13 protein-coding genes are annotated in these 16,464 nt (G+C 66.2%); 2 read left to right on the top strand and 11 right to left on the bottom strand.

Annotated elements, in window-relative coordinates:
• Positions 1-2,588, bottom strand: a 2,588-nt coding sequence (locus B1A78_RS06960; RefSeq protein ID WP_077146251.1) for a pitrilysin family protein, incomplete at its 3' end; no start/stop codon positions are given.
• Between the two features lie 87 nt (positions 2,589-2,675).
• Between B1A78_RS06960 and B1A78_RS06955 the strand changes: the two genes are divergently transcribed.
• Entirely contained in the window at positions 2,676-3,533 is an 858-nt protein-coding gene (locus B1A78_RS06955) for a nitrilase-related carbon-nitrogen hydrolase (RefSeq protein ID WP_077146250.1), read from the top strand.
• Between the two features lie 113 nt (positions 3,534-3,646).
• Here the strand turns inward: B1A78_RS06955 and B1A78_RS06950 are convergent, their stop codons facing one another.
• Together B1A78_RS06950 and B1A78_RS06945 are read right to left on the bottom strand one after the other, a co-directional pair.
• A complete protein-coding gene (locus tag B1A78_RS06950) occupies positions 3,647-3,895 on the bottom strand; it encodes a hypothetical protein (RefSeq protein WP_077146252.1) in 249 nt (82 codons plus the stop codon).
• A gap of 180 nt (positions 3,896-4,075) precedes the next feature.
• Positions 4,076-4,852, bottom strand: a complete 777-nt coding sequence (locus tag B1A78_RS06945) for an NUDIX domain-containing protein (RefSeq protein WP_077146249.1) — start codon at positions 4,850-4,852, stop codon at positions 4,076-4,078.
• 92 nt (positions 4,853-4,944) lie between these two features.
• Between B1A78_RS06945 and B1A78_RS06940 the strand changes: the two genes are divergently transcribed.
• Positions 4,945-5,580 carry a DUF4126 domain-containing protein gene (locus tag B1A78_RS06940; RefSeq protein WP_077146248.1) on the top strand — a complete coding sequence of 212 codons (636 nt, stop codon included), beginning with the start codon at positions 4,945-4,947 and terminating at the stop codon, positions 5,578-5,580.
• A gap of 7 nt (positions 5,581-5,587) precedes the next feature.
• On the opposite strand, the gene B1A78_RS06935 is transcribed toward B1A78_RS06940, so the two are convergent.
• The 8 genes from B1A78_RS06935 to B1A78_RS06900 form a co-directional block, all read right to left on the bottom strand.
• Entirely contained in the window at positions 5,588-6,811 is a 1,224-nt protein-coding gene (locus B1A78_RS06935; RefSeq protein ID WP_077146247.1) for an NAD(P)/FAD-dependent oxidoreductase, read from the bottom strand.
• A 114-nt stretch (positions 6,812-6,925) separates the two neighbouring features.
• Entirely contained in the window at positions 6,926-8,065 is a 1,140-nt protein-coding gene (locus B1A78_RS06930; RefSeq protein WP_077146246.1) for an aminotransferase class I/II-fold pyridoxal phosphate-dependent enzyme, read from the bottom strand.
• Positions 8,066-8,105: 40 nt separating this feature from the next.
• Positions 8,106-9,284 (bottom strand): dipeptidase, encoded by a 1,179-nt coding sequence (locus tag B1A78_RS06925; protein WP_077146245.1) that lies wholly within the window; start codon positions 9,282-9,284, stop codon positions 8,106-8,108.
• The gene (locus B1A78_RS06920; protein WP_077146244.1) at positions 9,281-10,858 is read right to left on the bottom strand and encodes a serine hydrolase; all 1,578 of its coding nucleotides are present in this window, start codon (positions 10,856-10,858) and stop codon (positions 9,281-9,283) included. The genes B1A78_RS06925 and B1A78_RS06920 overlap by 4 nt, the downstream gene beginning before the upstream one ends.
• On the bottom strand, positions 10,855-12,006 hold the full coding sequence (locus B1A78_RS06915) for a hypothetical protein (RefSeq protein ID WP_077146243.1): 1,152 nt from the start codon (positions 12,004-12,006) through the stop codon (positions 10,855-10,857). Before B1A78_RS06915 ends, B1A78_RS06920 begins: the two co-directional genes overlap by 4 nt.
• Positions 12,003-13,043 (bottom strand): DUF1611 domain-containing protein, encoded by a 1,041-nt coding sequence (locus B1A78_RS06910; RefSeq protein ID WP_077146242.1) that lies wholly within the window; start codon positions 13,041-13,043, stop codon positions 12,003-12,005. The genes B1A78_RS06915 and B1A78_RS06910 overlap by 4 nt, the downstream gene beginning before the upstream one ends.
• A 22-nt stretch (positions 13,044-13,065) precedes the next feature.
• A complete protein-coding gene (locus B1A78_RS06905) occupies positions 13,066-15,240 on the bottom strand; it encodes a TonB-dependent receptor (RefSeq protein ID WP_256837505.1) in 2,175 nt (724 codons plus the stop codon).
• Between the two features lie 34 nt (positions 15,241-15,274).
• The gene (locus tag B1A78_RS06900) at positions 15,275-16,345 is read right to left on the bottom strand and encodes a dipeptidase (RefSeq protein ID WP_256837504.1); all 1,071 of its coding nucleotides are present in this window, start codon (positions 16,343-16,345) and stop codon (positions 15,275-15,277) included.
• Positions 16,346-16,464: the final 119 nt, after the last annotated feature.

The following is a 16,464-nucleotide window of genomic DNA, read 5'->3' as shown; positions in this document are numbered from 1 at the left end:
GCGATCGCATAGAAACGGTCGATGTCCTTGGGCGCGAGCAGGCTGCCGACGAGCAGGTAGCCGCCGCTGTCGAACCCCGTAGGCCAGTGGCTGTCGACGACGGGGCCATAGCTCGCCCCCTGCTCGGCGCGCAGGCGGTCGAACAGGCGGTCGTTGAAGATCGCCGCCAGCACTTCGAGCGTGCGCGTGTCGCGCGGCGCGGCCATGCCGCCGCTGGTCGGCCAGGCGGTCATCGCCGCGGCCTGCCCCTTGTCGCCGCGATGATAGGCAAGCGCCGGGGTCGTGACATGCTTGGCAAAGGCGACCTGCTGGCCGCCTGCGGGCAGGATCGGCTTGCGCGGCGCGAGCGCGCCCAGCGTTTCAGATAATATCTTGCGATAGTCGACCGTCGACAGGTCGCCGAAAATCTGCACCTCGATCGGCCCGCTCGAAAGCCGCGGCTCCCAGAAGGCGCGGAAGGCGGCAGGCGTCAGCGCTTCAATCTCCGCCTTGTCGGGCGGCGACCAGCGCTTGTCATCGGCCGACAGCCAGCCGCGCAAATTGCGGTCGAGCACCGCATTGGGGGTCGCGTCGTTGAGGTCGTAGCCGGTGAGGAAACCGACGCGCAGCCGTTCGACCGGCGCCGCATCCCAGCGCGGCGTCGCCAGCTTGCCCGCGATCAGTCGCAACTGATCGTCGAGATCGTCGGGCTTCGTCTCCGCCGACAGTTCGAATGCGTCATCATCGATCGAGAAATTGAGCTGGATCTGGCGCCCGTTGGTCAGCGCATCGATCTCATTCTGGCCCCAGGGGCCGATACCGCTGGCGATCAGCGCATAGTCGCCGCTCCACAGCAGGTTGGGTTCGTTCGCGGCGACGCTGCGGTTGCCGGTGCCGAAGCGGACGTTGACGCGCACCTTGCCCGGCTCGACCCGATTGTCGGAGACCAGCGCGGTGACGCCATTGCCCAGTTCGATGCGCTCGGCGCGAAGCCCGAGCAACCGCTCGCTCTTGACGATCGCGGTCGGGGTGCCAAGCGGCGGCAACTGCTTGAAATTGACGTCGCTCGCCGCGAGCCGGTCGTCGCGCGCCGTGACCGGCGCCTTGAGCGCGGCGAGCAAAGCCGGCGTGCCGCCCTCGATCGGGGTCGGGGTGGTCAGCACGACGCGCGTCGCGGGGCCCGAGAAGATCGCCTTGCTGATGTCGAGCATCACCTTCGGCGTCGCCGAGGCGCGGATCGCCGCGAACATGTCGACCTGCCCCTGCGGGCTGGTCACGGTCTCGCCGATGTCGACCGCGCGAACCATGTCGTCGGCAAGCCGCGCGCCGGGTTCGTTGCGCGCATTCTGCAACTCCTTGACCAGGAACGCCTGGATCTCGTTCGCCTCGCGATCGATGTCGGCCTGCGACGGCGGGTTCTGCGTCGCATCGGCGATCACTCCGCGCACGTCGGCGAGCGCCGCCTTCCAGTCGCCGAGCGGCACGATCTGCGCCAGCGTGATATCCGCGCTGCGGCTGACATACTGCTGCTCGGCGGTCGCGACGAGATAGCTGCCGCCGGCGCGCGCACGGTTTTCGAGCCGCCGGTTTACCAGCGCAATGGCGAGGAATTCGAGATAGAGCCGCCGCGTGTTCTCGACCGTATCGATCCGCTTGATCCACGGGCGCACCATCGCGAGCGTCAGCGCCGGCGGCTGGTTCGCCTCGACGATCGACAGCGCCGCCGGCGCCTTGGGATCGGGCTTGCCGAAATCGGGCTGCTTCGGCGCCGGGCCGCCGGCTTTCCAGTCGCCATAATATTTGGCGATCAGGCGCGCGAATTCGGCAGGGTCGCCGTCGCCGACAATGACGACGACCGCGCGGTCGGGCCGATACCAGCGATCGTGAAACGCCTTCACCGTATCGGCACGCGCCGCAGCGAGCGATGCGTAGGTGCCGATCGGCGAGCGGTCGCCGAGCAACTGGCCGGCGAACAGATGCGCGTTGGTCGCGTCGGCGATTCGCTTCTGCGGCCCGTCCGATTCGCGCAGTTCGGACTGGACGACGCCGCGCTCGGCGGCGACCGCGGCTTCCGATATGCCGGGTTCGCGGACCATGCCAGCGAGCAATTTCATGCTTTCGTCGAGCGTCGCCGGCGTCGCGCTCGGCAGGTCGAGTTGATAGGCGGTCTGCGTCGGCGTCGTCTGGGCGTTGCTGTCGCTGCCGAAGCTCACCCCGAAACGCTGCCATATCCTTTTGGCCTCGCCGTCGGGAATATGTTCGGAGCCGCGAAAGGTCAGATGCTCGAGAAGATGCGCAAAACCGCGCTCCTGCTCGGTTTCGAACATCGATCCGACGTCCACGCGCACGCGGATCGACACCTGTCCCGGGGGCACGCCATTGTTGCGCACCGCATAACGCACGCCATTGGGCAAGGTGCCGAACTGCCACGCGGTGTCGCGCGGGATGTCGCTGCCTTCGTACAGCCAGCTGTCGGGCTGGACCTCGGCGCTCGGCGTCCCGCCCTGCGCAAAGGCAAGCGGCGGCGCGGTGAGCAGCGCCAGCACGGCGCAGGCGGACAGCAGGGAACGGGCGAAGCGGGCCGGGGCCGGCGCGGGGAGATCGGACATTGTCCCACCTTATCGCGTCCGAACCTTGCTCGCCACTGAACTGTCGCGATGCTTGCCCTCTTCACCACATCTGCCTAGCCCTTGCGCATGACCGAAGCCCCTGCCCCGCCGATGATCGCGCTTGTCGAGATGACGAGCGGCATCGACCCCGACGCCAATCTGCAAGTGATGGACCGCGCGCTCGCCGCTGCGGCCCAAGCCGGCGCCGCCATGGCCTTTTTCCCCGAAATGTCGGTCCTGCTCGATCGCGACCGCGCCCGCTCGGGCGCCCATATCGCGCGCGAGCGCGACAGCGGCTGGCTGCCCGCGCTGCAGGCGATGGCACGGGACCACCGGATATGGATACACAGCGGATCGGCGCCCTTCCTTGCCGACGACGGTTCGCGCCGGGTCAACCGCAGCCATGTCATCGCCGCCGACGGCGCGGTCGCCGCGGCCTATGACAAGATCCATATGTTCGACGTGTCGCTGCCCTCGGGCGAGAGTTGGAGCGAATCGTCGAGCTATGCCGGCGGCGAGTCGCTGGCGGTCGTCGAGACCCCCGTCGGCTTGCTGGGCCTTAGCGTCTGTTACGACCTGCGGTTCCCGGAACTCTATCGCGCGCTGGTCGATCGCGGCGCGACGCTGATCGCGATTCCCGCCGCCTTCACCGCCTCGACCGGCGCCGCGCATTGGCATGTGCTGATGCGCGCGCGCGCGATCGAGACCGGATGCCATGTCCTCGCCGCAGCGCAGGCCGGCACGCATGAAGACGGGCGAACGACCTATGGCCACAGCCTGGCGGTCGCGCCGTGGGGCGAGATATTGGGCGAGGCGATGCCCGGCGATCCCGCGCCCGGCGGCTTCCGGCTGGTGGTCGTCCCGGTCGATCCCGGCGCCACCGAAAGCGTGCGCCAGGCGATCCCGCTGGCGCGATCGCGCGCAAACCGGCGCATTACGCTCTGATTAGGCTTGAGCCCCATTCGGCATAGCGCCGCGATCGCACACCCGTTCCCCAGACGCACAAAAGGCCCCGAGCGAAACTCGGAGCCCCTTGAAGCTTGGTAGGACCGAACCGATTACGGGCTGGTCGGGGTGTCGCTGTTGTTGCCAGCGGCAATGACGATGCCGCCGATGATGGCTGCCAGCGCGAGGAGCGCGATGATCCAGCTGCTGCCTTCCAGCTCGCTCTGCCCGTCGACGGACGAAACGGCGCTGACATCGCTGAACGACACCGACGACATGGCGGGCGCGGCCGAAGCGGCAACCGGTGCGGCAATCATCGAAGTCGCGGCGAGGGAGATCGCTGCTTTCTTGAGGAAGTTCATCGTTTTCTCCATCCACTGGAATTTTGATCTTCTCGAATCGAGCCTGAGAATCACTCCCCGAACTCGGTTCCGCCCTGACCTTCTATGCACCATGGCCAGATATTGCAAGGCGTTTTGCCGTACTGCAACATTTCTTAGGATTTTGCTAAATAGAGGGAAAGTCGGGCGGAACCGGTTCGCTTAACCACGTCTGACGCGTTCGAAAGGCTCGCTGGTCACGGGATAGCCCAGATGTCCGGGGATGCAGAGATGCGCCTCCCCCTCGCGGTCCTCGATCCATGGGGTCACCAGCTCGACCGGGTGCGCGGCAGCATGGGCCGAAAACGCGGTGAAATCATCAGCCTGCGCGAGCTTTTCGAGGTTGCGCCGGGTCGGGAAGATGATCGACACCTCGCCGCGATCCGCCATGGCCAGCGTCTCGGCCGCGCTGGCCCAGAAGATATGGCTGTGCTCGGCCTCTTCGACCGTCAATTCATGGCTGTGCGCCGGGGCCTCGACCGCGAAGAAGCGCGTGTCGAAGGTCCGCGCTTCCTTGAAATTGGGGCACCAGCGCGCAAACGGCACCAGCGCGTCGAGCTCGAGCCGTTCGCCGCGCTCGGCCAAGATCTCCGAGAGCAGCCGCTCGGCAAGCAGCGCCTGCCGCACCGCCGCGACATCCTCTTCGGCCAGTCCCGGCCAGCCCACCGCCAGTCCGGTTTCCTCCAGCGTCTCGCGCAGCGCCGCGACACGTCCCGCACCGTCGGGATCCATCGCACCATAGCCGTGGCCTTGCGCGACCAGATAATCGTCGGGGTCGACCCGCCCGCCGGGAAAGACCATCGCACCCGCCGCAAAGGCCATGTTGGCCGCGCGCTTGACCATCAGGATCTCGGCGGGGCCTCCGCCGTCCGCAGGCCGCATGATGACCAGGGTGGCCGCGGGAATCGCGCCGTCGGGCAGTTTGTTTGCATCGCTCATTATCACCGGCGATAATCCTCTCCGTCCTGCTTGTCATCCGGCATTGCCGATGCTTCGGCGCGCGTGCAAGATGCATCGACGGGAGATTGGCCATGGGCATCGTCGAGATCTTGGGTGTCGCGGGCAGCCTCAGCCTGCTCGCCGGCTGGCGGCTCTACCTGACGATCCTCGCCACCGGTATCGCGATGCATTTCGGCTGGCTGCCGCTGCCCGACCATCTGCAATCGCTTCAGATTCTGGCCAATCCATGGGTGCTCGGGGTCGCGTTGGTGGGCACCATCGCCGAATTCCTCGCCGACAAGGTCGCTTGGATCGACTCGGCGTGGGACGCGGTGCACAGTGTCATTCGCCCGCTTGGCGGCGCGCTGCTCGCGCTCGCGCTCGTCGACAGCGCGGACCCGGCGTGGCAGGTGATCGCCTTCCTGCTCGGCGGCGGCGGCGCCCTGCTCAGCCACGGCGCCAAGGCGTCGACCCGCGCGGTGGTCAACGTCAGCCCCGAACCGTTCAGCAATGTCGCGGTGTCGACCGGCGAGGATGTCGCGACCACAGGGCTGCTGGCGCTCGCGATCGCCTATCCGCCGATCGCGATCGTCATCGCGATCCTGCTGCTGGTCGCGGCGGTGATCGTGATCATCGCGCTGCGGCGACTGCTCCGCAACATCAAGGCGACGCTGAAGCGAGCACTGGGCGATGCGCCCGAGGCTGGAGCGCTGCCGCCCGGTCCCTAAGCTTCGTTCAACTCGGCAGCAGGCTCTTCAGCGGCGTTTCGACATCGGCCAGTTGCTCCGCCGTCGCCTCCAGCCCTGCGGTCACCAGCATGCGACCCTGGACATAATCCTTGGTGGCGTTGACGCAATCGAGCGCGATCACCTTGCCGCCACGCAGATAGACGACCGAAAAGCTGCGACTGGCCACATCGCCGCGCAGCACCGTCTGGTCGTGACCGGTCGACAGGCCCGCCGTCTGGAGCTTCAAATCATATTGGTTCGACCAGAACCAGGGGATGGCATGATAGCGCGCCTCGTCGCCGCAAATCCCCTTGGCGACGACATTGGCCTGGTCATTGGCATTTTGCACCGATTCCAGCCGGATCACCGCGCCCTCGGCGAAATCATTCTCATGCGCGGCGCAGTCGCCGATCGCATAGATGTCGGCGAGATTGGTCTTGCAATGATGATCGACGAGCACGCCATTGCCGCCATGCGCACCCGCTGCGACGAGGGGTTCGACCGCCGGAACGATCCCGATCCCGACGATGATCAGGTCGGCAGGAATGACCTCACCGGTGCCGAGGCGGACGCCCGTGGCGCGATCCTCGCCCTCGATCGCCGCGACCTGCACGCCGAGGCGCAGGTCGACGCCATGGTCGCGATGCTCCTTTTCGTAAAAGCGCGACAGTTCCTCGCCCGCAACGCGCGCAAGCACGCGGTCGAGCGCTTCGAGCAGGATGACGGGCTTGCCCGCCTTGCGCAGCACCGCCGCGGCCTCGAGCCCGATATAGCCGCCGCCGATGACGACGATCTGCTTCGCGCTCTCCGACGCCGCCTTCATCGCGTCGGCATCGGCGCGCGTGCGCACGCCCTGCACGCCAGGCAGGTTCCCGCCCGGGATCGGCAGCATCCGCGGGGAGCCGCCGGTCGCCCAGACGAGCTTGCTATAGCCGATCGTTTCGCCGCTATCGGTGGTGACATTGTGCGCGGCGGGATCGACCGAAACGACGCGCTTGTTCAGCAGCATCGTCACCTCGCGCTCGTCCCAATATTTGGCGGGGCGGATCTGGATGCGTTCGAATTCCTTTTCGCCCGCGAAGTATTCCTTCGACAGCGGCGGGCGTTCATAGGGAAGTTCGGGCTCGTCGCCGATGATCGCGATGCTGCCTTCGAACTTCTGCGTGCGCAGCGCCACCGCGACCTGCGCGCCGCCATGCCCTGCCCCCACGATCACCACGTCGAACCGCATCGCCAAATCTCTCCCGCATAGGTTTATGCGAGGCTGTCCCTTGCACGCGGGCGAAAGCGAGGCAAGCGGCGGCCGGGCCGATACGGAATAGAAATTCTTGGGGTGCCGATGCCGCTACGGCGCCTGCGCGTAATTCTCGAACCAGGGGGCCATGCGGCGGCACGCCTCTTCGACCTCGGCGGTCGAGACCGCAAAGCTCAATCGCATGAAGCGTGATCCGTCGACCGGGTCGAAATCGACGCCCGGTGCGGTCGCGACCGCGGTGTCGACGAGCAATTGCCGGCAAAAGCCGATGCTGTCGTCGGTCAGGTGCCCGATATCGGCATAGATATAGAAGGCGCCGTCGGGCGGCGCGATCCGCCGCAGCCCCATCGTGGGCAATCGCTCCAGCAGCAGTTCGCGGTTGCGGCGATAGGTGGCGAGATGGCCCTCGAGTTCGTCTCTTTCGTCGAACGCGACGAGGCCCGCATGCTGCGCCAGGCTCGGCGGCGTCAGGAACAGATTGCCCATCCGCGCCCGCGCCGCGTCGATCTGGTCGGGCGGCACCACCAGCCAGCCGAGCCGCCAGCCCGCCATGCTGTAATATTTGGAGAAGCTGTTGACGATGAAGGCGTCCGCCGCCTCCTGCAGCATCGACGGTACCGGCCCGACATAGGAGAGGCCGTGATAGATTTCGTCGGAGATGATGCGGATGTTCCGCCGCCGACAGACCTCGGCGATCGCGGCCATTTCCGCCGCCTCGATCACCGTCCCGGTCGGATTGGCGGGGCTGGCGACGATCAGCCCGTCGGGCGCGGGATCGAGCGCCGCGACCGCCGCAGCGGTCAGCTGAAAACGCTCGGCCTCGCCGCAGCCGATCTCGACGGGCACCATGTGCAAGGCGCGAAGCGTGTTGCGATAGGCGACATAGCCCGGCCGCGCGAGCGCAACGCGGGCGCCGGGCGCGAAGGCACAGGTCAGCGCGAGGACGAAGGCGGGCGAGGCGCCGCAGGTCAGGATCACCTGCTCGGCATCGACCGCGACGCCATGCGTGTCGTGGTAATAGCGCGCGATCCGCTGCTTGAGCGCCGGACTCTCCCAATAGCCCATGCCGTCCTCGGCCAGCACCGCCTGCGCGCGCGCCACCGCGGCGGCGGGCGCGCCGGTCGACGGCTGGCCGAACTCCATATGGATGACGGGTTCGCCCGCCGCCTTCATCTGATGCGCGAGGCGGCTGATCGAGATGGCGAAAAAGGGATCGACGGCGGCGGTCATGAGGGGCCTGCTATGCGCAAATACAGCCGGACAACAGGTCTTATTTCCCCTGCGCCGCCAGCACGCGCAAGATATTGCCGCTCCACATCTTTTCGATGTCGGCGTCCGAATAGCCTGCCGCCTTCAACCGTTCGGTGACCTTGGGCAGCGCCGAAATATCCTCGATCCCCGGCAGCCCGCCGCCGCCGTCCCAGTCGGCGCCGAAGCAGATATGATCGACCCCGCCGACCTCGATCGCGCGCAGTAGCATCTTCATATAGGCGTCGAAATCGGCGGCCCACAGCGTCTCGCTCTTGTCGAGTTCGCGCCATTTGCGGTTGAGATCGGCCTGGTCGGCGGCCGAGAGCTGGCCGATCCGCTCATATTGGCCGAACAGCGCGGCGCGTGCGGGCGACATGTTCATCGGCGACATGAAGATGGTCGAGATGCACATCGCCCCGCCCTTTGCCGCGAGCGCCTTCAGCCGCCCCTCGTCGAGGTTGCGCGGGTGATCGAAGGTCGAGCGCAGGCTCGAGTGCGACAGCAGGATCGGATATTTCGACAGCGCGAGCAACTGGTCGAACGCCGCATCCGACGCATGGCTCGCGTCGATGACGATGCCGAGCCGGTTCATCTCGGCCACCCATTGCTTGCCGAGCGGACTCAGCCCCTTCCAGCGCCCCTCGCCCGTTGCGCTGTCGGCGAACTGATTGTCCTTCGAATGCACCGGCCCCGCGAGGCGGACACCCTTGTCGTGGAATTCCTTGAGCAGCGACAGGTCTTCGCCGAGCGGATAGCTGTTCTCGATCGACTTGAACGCGATCAGCTTGCCGTCCTTGTTCAGCCGCAGCGCGTCGGCCGCAGTCAGCGCCGACGCGATCGTGCCCGCATTCGCCGCGATGGTCTTGTCGATCAGGTCCGATCGCTTTCGCGCAAAGGCCAGCGCATCGGCATAGCCCTTGGCATCGAGCGGGCCCTGATCGGTATAGATGGCAAAGAAACCGCCATCGAGATTGCCGTCCTTCATCCGCGGGATGTCGAGCTGCGCCATATCGTCGGCGAGGCTGTGACGGTCGCCGAAATTCCACCCGGCCCGCTCGAAATGGAGCGGGGTGTCGAGATGCGTGTCGAGCACGAGCATGCGGCTGTGCAGCGGCGCTTCGGGCGCTTTCGGCTTGTCGCCGCCGCCCGAACAGCCTGCGAGCGCAGTGGCCGCGAGCAGGATCGCGATACGCCTCACTTCTTCTCCTCCACCGGCTTCAGGTCGAGGTCGTGATAGTCCCAGCTAAAATCGGCGATCTTGCTCACCGCCTTCATCGTCACGCCGGTGACCTTGCCGTCGGCGTCGAGCGCGAAGGTCACATAGGCGGGCTCGATCGCGGGGTCGTCATATTCGGTGACGAAGCTGTCATACTGCCAATGCTTCAGCCGCCCGACCATACGCGGGGTCGAGGTGAAGTCGATCGTCAGCCCCTTGTCGCCGTTGGCGACGACGATGTCGCCATACCAGGGATCGCGGTAGCGCCCGGCATAGCGCGCGGGGTCGAGCGACGGGCCGACCTTCGCGGGCGCCGCCTGCGCCTGCTTCAGATATTCGACGCCCCCGGCGAGCCGCTGCTTGTACCAATCCTGCCATTTCGTCGTCCAACCCTCGTCGGGTGCCTCAAGATAATGGTCGAGCAGCTTGTACGTCAGCCCGAGCAGCATGCCGCTCTCTTCATTGTTCATCATGATCGCGAAGCCGACATTCTTGTCGGGGATCATCACGACCCGCGTGATCGACCCGAACACCCCGCCGCCGTGCGAGATGATGCGGTGACCGCGATAATCCTGCACCTGCCAGCCGAGCGCATAGGCCTGTTGCATCGGCTGCGCGGCCTTGAGCTGCTCGGGAAGCTGGGTGATCGGCATCGGCGTCACCGGCTTCCACATCTCGGCGGCCTGCGCCTCGCTGAACAGATATTTGCCGTTCGGTAGCGCGCCATGCGCGAGCTGGATCTTGAGCCACGCCGCCATGTCGTCGGCGCTCAAGGCCAGCCCACCCGCCGGCGCGCCGTTGCGCCCCAGCTCGTCGCGCTCGTTCAGCGCCTGCTGGTCGCCGAGCCCGCGCAGCGGCCCGTTCAGCCGAGCGTGCGGCCAGCTGCGGTTGGCGATACGGAAGCGATCCTCGCTGTCGCTCGTCGCATTGTTCATCCCGCCGGGACGCAGCACGCGATCACGCATGAATACTTCCCAGGTCTTGCCCGTCACTTCCTCGATCAGCTGGCCGGCGACAGCGTAAAGAATATTGTCATAGGCATAGGCCGAGCGGAAACTCGTCCTGGGCTTGAGATAGGCGACATGCTCGACCGTCTGCTTGCGCGTCAGATTGGTGCGCGGCACGAACATCAGGTCGCCCTGCCCCAGTCCCAGCCCGCTGCGGTGGACGAGCAGGTCGCGGATCGTGATTTCGCGCGTGACCCACGGATCATACATGCGGAACCATGGCATATGCTTGATCACCGGATCGTCCCACGCGATCTTGCCTTCGTCGACGAGGATCGCGAGCGCGGCGGCGGTCATCGCCTTGCCGGTCGACCCGGTCTGGAAGATCGTCTGGCTATCGACCTTCCCGCTTTCGCCGAGCTTGCGCTCGCCCCAGCCACGCGACAGCGTCGTCTTGCCGTCCTCGACGATCGCGATCGACACGCCGGTCGCGCCGATTTCCTTGCGCAGCGCCTCGACATCGGCGGCAAGATTCTTGGGCGGCTCGGCCCACGCCGGCATGGCGGCGGTGGCGAGCAGCGACAGGGCCAAAAAGCGGGCGTGTTTCATGACACGGTCTCCGTATGAGAAATAGGGGGGGTAAGGGGGGCAGGACGCAGCAGGCGCCAGACGCCGATGGTGAGCAGGGGCAGCACGAACACACCGAGGAAAAGCCAGGCGAGGAAGCGGTAACCGCTCGCGATCAGGTCGACGAGCCCGATGCGCCCCGCGACGAAGATGCAGCCCGCGAGGATCACCGCGCCGATCACCGCGCGCGCGCCGGTGGTCAGCGCCGGCCGCCCGCGGCTCTCGATCGCGCCCGAGATGCGCTCGTTGATCGCATGCACCGCCCCCGCCCCGCTTTCGAGCAGCGCGGCGAAGATCATCACCTGGAACAGCACATGAAAGCCCGGCACCGTCATCTGGCGAAGCAGGAAATCGGACGGCAGCGTCTCGGCGCCGATCGCGGGATAGAAAGCCATCATCGCGACGAAGAAGAGGATCGCGGGCAGCATCGACAGCGGTCCCGCGATGATCCCTGCGAGCACGGCGTCGCGCTGGCTGGTCAGGTGGCGCAGCACGGGCAGGATCACCACCGCGCCGACGATATTATAGCTGGCGTAAGTGAGGCCGCCCGACATCCAGTCGCCCGACGGCGGTGGCGCATTGGCGAACCCCTCGCCGATCAAATCGCCGAAGCTGGCGAGCGCGATGACGAGGAACAGGCCGTAAACGGTGTAGAGCAGGATCGAGACATATTTGAACATCTGCTCGACCACGCCGGTCCCCCACGCGACGACCGCCGTGATCGACACGCCGAGCAGCAGCGACCCCGCCCATTCGGGCCAGCCGAAGGTCGCCGCGCCGATCGCCCCCGCCGCGGCGCCGAACACCGCGAGGATCAGGATGACGAAGATCAGATAGGCGATCTCGAACGCGATCCAGCCGGGGCCGAGAAGTCCCTGGAAGAAAGCGCGATAGTCATAGGCGCCGAGCTTTCGCGCAAGCGCGAAGGTAACCGCCGCGACGACGCTCCACACCAACGTCGCAAGCAGCATCGCGGCGAGCCCGCCCCACGGTCCCGCCGGCACGAAATATTCGGCGAGCTCGCGGCCCGTCGCATAACCGCCGCCGATGATGACCGCCTTGAGCGCGAAGCCGGGAAGCAGGAAGCGCTGGAACCAGCTCGATCCTCCGGCTGGTTCGGCGACGCTCATGCGAGGCAGCTGTCCACGAGCGCAGCGAACGCCGCACCGCCGCGGATCGGGTCGGCGACCGGCAGCCCGAGCCGCCGGCTTTCGGCGCCGAGCAGCGCCTCGGCCTCACCCGCGCCGAGGCTCGAGGTGTTGAGGCTCACCCCGCCGCAGCGGATCGCGGGATTGGTACGGCTGCCGAGGCGGATCGTCAGGTCGATGACCTCCTCGACCGTCGGCAGCGCAAAGCTTTCCATGCCCAGGATCACCTTGCGCGACGGGTCGTGACACACGACGAACACATCGGGCTGGCTGCCATGGAGCAGGCCAAGCGACACCGCGGCATAGGCGGGGTTGAAGATCGATCCCTGCCCTTCGATGATATCCCAATGATCGGCGGGCGCATCGGGACTCAGGATTTCGGCCGCCCCGGCTTCGAAGTCCGACACCACCGCGTCCATCGGGATACCGCCGCCCGCGATCATGATGCCGGTCTGGCCGGTCGCGCGGAAATCGGCATCGATCCCGCGCTCTGCAAAGGCGCGGTGCAGCGCGAGCGCGGTATATTTCTTGCCGAGCGCGCAGTCGGTACCGACGGTGAGCAGGCGCTGGCCCGTCCGCTTGCGCCCGTTGCCGACCGGGATGTCGGCGGGCGGCGTACGCACATCGATCAGCCGCTGGCCGGTGCGACGCGCCGCCTCGACCAGCGCGGGAACGCTCGTCAGCCGCGTATGCAGCCCGGCGATGATGTCGAGCCCCGCCTCCATCGCCTCGACCAGGATCGCGACCCAGCTTTCGCCGATGACCCCGCCCTGGTTGGCGACGCCGATCACCAGCGACCGCGCGCCCGCAGCCCTGGCCGCCGCGGGGTCGAGCCGCGGCAGGCCGGTGGTGACGGTGCAGCCGGCGGCCGAAAATTCGCCGACGCAGCGGTCCGCCGCCCAGTCGGCGAGCCCGAAGGCGGTCTTCGCAAAGCTCGCCTCCGTGGTGTCGCCGAGGAACAGCAGATAGGGCTGCGGCAGCGTCAATCGTTCGGACAGGCGTCCGGTGGGCGCGTTCATCTTGTCTCTCCCCTGACCCGCGTCAGAAACCGGCCGTCAGCGTCGCGCCGATGGTGCGCGGGCGGATGACCGCGGTACCGGCTGCGCCGAGCGGAATATTGCCCGGAACCTCGAACGATGTCTTGCCTTCGCTGTCGAACAGATTCTTCGCATAGATCTCGAGCGAATATTTCCCGAAATCGACCCCGGCGCGCAGGTCGACGACCTCATAGGCCGGCAGGTAGCGCTGGCGCCCGTTCGCGGAGCGGAAGGCGAAGTCGAAGCCTGCGGGCTGTTTCGACAGGCTGCGCACCGAGGCGCCGACATAGGCCGACGTCTCGCCGCCCAGCTCCCACTCATAATCGGCATTGGCCGAAACGCTGTATTTCGGCGTGTAGGGCAGGCTGTCGCCCGACAGGCCGCCAACCTGCGGCGGGGTATCGTCCTTCAGCGTCGCATCGGTGTAGGCGCCATTGAGCGAGAAGACCAAGCCCTTGGTCGGGCGCAGCGTCGTGGTGAATTCCATGCCGTTGCTCTCGGCCTTGCCGCCGTTGAAATTGACGCCGAAATTATTGACCTGGCCAAAGACCTGGATGTCCTTCCAGTCGATATGGAAGGCCGCAATGTCGATGCCGAAGGTCCGGTCGGCGGTTTCCGCCTTCACCCCGACCTCATAGCTGATCAGCGAGTCCGAACCATAGGTGGCGAGGTCGGCCGGCGCCCCCGGCGCGAGGATGTTCGGGCCGCCGGGGCGGAAGCCCTTCGCGACGCGCGCATAGAGCGTCGCCTGGTCGCTGATCTCGAAACTCGGCGCGACCGAGAAGGTGAAGACATTTTCGGACGAGCGCGCGACCGGCAGCGTGTTCGGGCCGCCCGCAAGGATGCCGTCGGACACCTGCAGCGCCGACTGCTTGTTGCCGCTGTAGCGGCCGCCGAAGGTCAGGTCGAAACGCTCCCCAAGATGCAGCGTCGCATTAGCGAAACCCGCCAGTTCGCGATAGCGCGAGTCGATCCGCGCCTCGCCGAGCAGCGGCAGGCCGGCGATCGGGGTCAGCGTGCCCGGCGTCACCGCGTTGAACGTCTGGTCGATCACGCCCTTTTCGCGCGTGTAATAGCCGCCGATCAGCCATTCGAATGTGTCGCTCTCGGGCGACTGCAGGCGGATTTCCTGCGTCACGCGCTCGACGCGGGTCAACTGGCCCTGGAAGAAGTTGTTCGGCGTGCCGAAGATCGCCTCGATCAGCCCGCCGAACTGCGTCGTCAGGTCGCCGCGAAAGCTTTGCGACAGCGTGCTGTAACCCGTGGCCGAGACGAGGTTCGCGAAGCCGAGGTCGGCATCGATCACCGCGCTGTAGACGCGATAGCGCACGTCGGTGCCCTCGGGCACATATTGCGACTGGGTCAGCCCGCCATAGAGCGAGCGGCCGGTCCTCGGATCGCTGTCGACATTGTTCGACGCGTCGGTCTTGAGATTCTGGAGATAGGCGCCAAGCTGGACCGACAGATTGTCGCTCGGCTTGAACAGCAACGACGCCTTGCCGCCATAGCTTTTCGAGCTGTTGATGTTCGATTCGACGTCGGACCCGGCGGTGCCGATCGAGTCGATGTAACCGCCATAATCGCGGTAGAAGCCCGACGCGCGGAACGCGAGCGTGTCGCCCAGCGGGACATTGACCACCGCGCTACCCAGATAGGATTCATCGCCGCCCTTGGTCGCCTCGACGCTGCCGCGCGCACGGACCTCGAAGGCGCCGATCTCGGGCTTTTTCATCACATATTTCAGCACGCCGCCCATCGAGCTGGCACCATAGATGGTGCCCTGCGGCCCGCGCAGCACCTCGATCCGCTCGACGTCGAACGTGTCGAAGTCGCCCGCCAGGATCGCGCCATTGACGAGGCCGCTGCTCGAACCGAAGGTCATTTCGTCCTGATAGATGGCGACCGTCGACGCAACGCCGCCGGTGTTGACGCCGCGGATGACGAGGCGCCCGAAGCCGGGGGTTGTCTGGTTGAGCTGGAGGCCCGGAACGAGCTTCAGATAGTCCGAGAAATTCGTCGCCTGGATATTTTCGAGCGCGTCGCCCGACACGACGCTCACCGACTGCGGCACGTCGATCAGCAATTGCTCGCGCTTCTGCGCGGTGACAACGATCTCGCTTTCGGCCTCGCTCTCGGCTTCGGCGGCCCAGACCGGCGACGCTACCAGCATCGCGACCATGCTTCCTGCAATCAAAAGACCCTTTTTCATTGTCTTACCCCCAGACTTGGCCGAGCAGGCGGCGGAAATTGCCCCCGAGCACGGCAGTGATGTTGTTGTTGGAATATCCCCGGCGAATGAGTTCCTCGGTCAGGTCGAAGACCTTCAGAGGATGGTCGAACCCGTCGATGTCGATCTTGTCGCGAAACCCGTAGCTTGCCTTGTAGCTGCCCTTGAGCGCGGCATATTCGGCCGGCTCCATATCGTCGTACCCGTGAAGGTCGGCGTCGGAGCCGATGCCGACATGCTCGATCGCGGTGAGTTTCGCGACATGGTCGATATGGTCGGCCATATGCCCGACATTGGTCGGGTCGCTCGCGCGCACGAACATGCGCACGCCCGTAATGCCCATCACCCCACCCTTCGCCGCGAGCGCCTTGATCGCCTCGTCGGTCTTCACCCGCGGGTGATCGACCAGCGCGCGCGCATTGCTGTGGGTGATCGCGATCGGCCCCTTGGCAATGGCGATCGCATCGAGCGTCGTGCGGTCGCCGCAGTGCGAGACGTCGACGAGCATCTTCTGCTTTTCCATCTCGGCGATGATCGCAGCGCCATAGTCGCTGACCCCGCCGTCGACGCGTTCGGTGCTGCCCGACCCCAGCCGGTTCTGGCTGTTATAGGTCAGTTGGGCGCAGCGCAGGCCGAGGCGGCGAAACACCGCAACGTCGGCGACGCTGTCGAAATGCTCGGCATTCTGGATGCCCATGATGACCGCGGCCTTGCGGTCGCGCTTGGCGCGGTCGAGGTCGCTCGCACTGTCGACGAGCGTGAAGACATGGCTGTTGCGCCCGGCAAACCCCTGCCAGCCCGCGAGATATTCCATCGCCTGCCCGCGCGCATCGGGCCCGCCAAGGCCATAGGCATTGTGAAATCCGGTGATACCGCTCGCCCGGAACTCGGCGGCCTCGGCATCGGTCAGGCGGTGCGCGACATAGTCTTCGGACATGGTGATCTTGAGCGGCGCCAGCATGTCGATGACCAGCGACGCAGCAACCAGGTCGACCGCGCGGCGCGAATAGCTTTTGGCCGGCGCACCCTCGAAAGCGAAGGCGCCCCGATTGATCATCGGCGCGGACAAAGCGGCACCGACCGCGCCCGCGATGAACGCGCGGCGCGTTACTGGGAATGACATCGCCATCCCGATCCGACCTCCTGCTATTACAAATTCGAGACTATTGTCCTAAT

This window comes from Sphingopyxis sp. KK2 (assembly GCF_001990265.1).
In the GTDB taxonomy this organism is placed as follows: Bacteria; Pseudomonadota; Alphaproteobacteria; order Sphingomonadales; family Sphingomonadaceae; genus Sphingopyxis.
Note: the sequence above shows the minus strand (reverse complement) of the source record. Positions and strands in the feature narration are given on the sequence as shown.

Excerpts from the sequence above, each read along its gene's own strand:
- B1A78_RS06955 (WP_077146250.1), top strand. The coding sequence starts at position 2,676 with ATGACCGAAGCCCCTGCCCCGCCGATGATCGCGCTTGTCGAGATGACG.
- B1A78_RS06950 (WP_077146252.1), bottom strand. The coding sequence starts at position 3,895 with ATGAACTTCCTCAAGAAAGCAGCGATCTCCCTCGCCGCGACTTCGATG.
- B1A78_RS06945 (WP_077146249.1), bottom strand. The coding sequence starts at position 4,852 with ATGAGCGATGCAAACAAACTGCCCGACGGCGCGATTCCCGCGGCCACC.
- B1A78_RS06940 (WP_077146248.1), top strand. The coding sequence starts at position 4,945 with ATGGGCATCGTCGAGATCTTGGGTGTCGCGGGCAGCCTCAGCCTGCTC.
- B1A78_RS06935 (WP_077146247.1), bottom strand. The coding sequence starts at position 6,811 with ATGCGGTTCGACGTGGTGATCGTGGGGGCAGGGCATGGCGGCGCGCAG.
- B1A78_RS06930 (WP_077146246.1), bottom strand. The coding sequence starts at position 8,065 with ATGACCGCCGCCGTCGATCCCTTTTTCGCCATCTCGATCAGCCGCCTC.
- B1A78_RS06920 (WP_077146244.1), bottom strand. The coding sequence starts at position 10,858 with ATGAAACACGCCCGCTTTTTGGCCCTGTCGCTGCTCGCCACCGCCGCC.
- B1A78_RS06915 (WP_077146243.1), bottom strand. The coding sequence starts at position 12,006 with ATGAGCGTCGCCGAACCAGCCGGAGGATCGAGCTGGTTCCAGCGCTTC.
- B1A78_RS06910 (WP_077146242.1), bottom strand. The coding sequence starts at position 13,043 with ATGAACGCGCCCACCGGACGCCTGTCCGAACGATTGACGCTGCCGCAG.
- B1A78_RS06905 (WP_256837505.1), bottom strand. The coding sequence starts at position 15,240 with ATGGTCGCGATGCTGGTAGCGTCGCCGGTCTGGGCCGCCGAAGCCGAG.
- B1A78_RS06900 (WP_256837504.1), bottom strand. The coding sequence starts at position 16,345 with ATGATCAATCGGGGCGCCTTCGCTTTCGAGGGTGCGCCGGCCAAAAGC.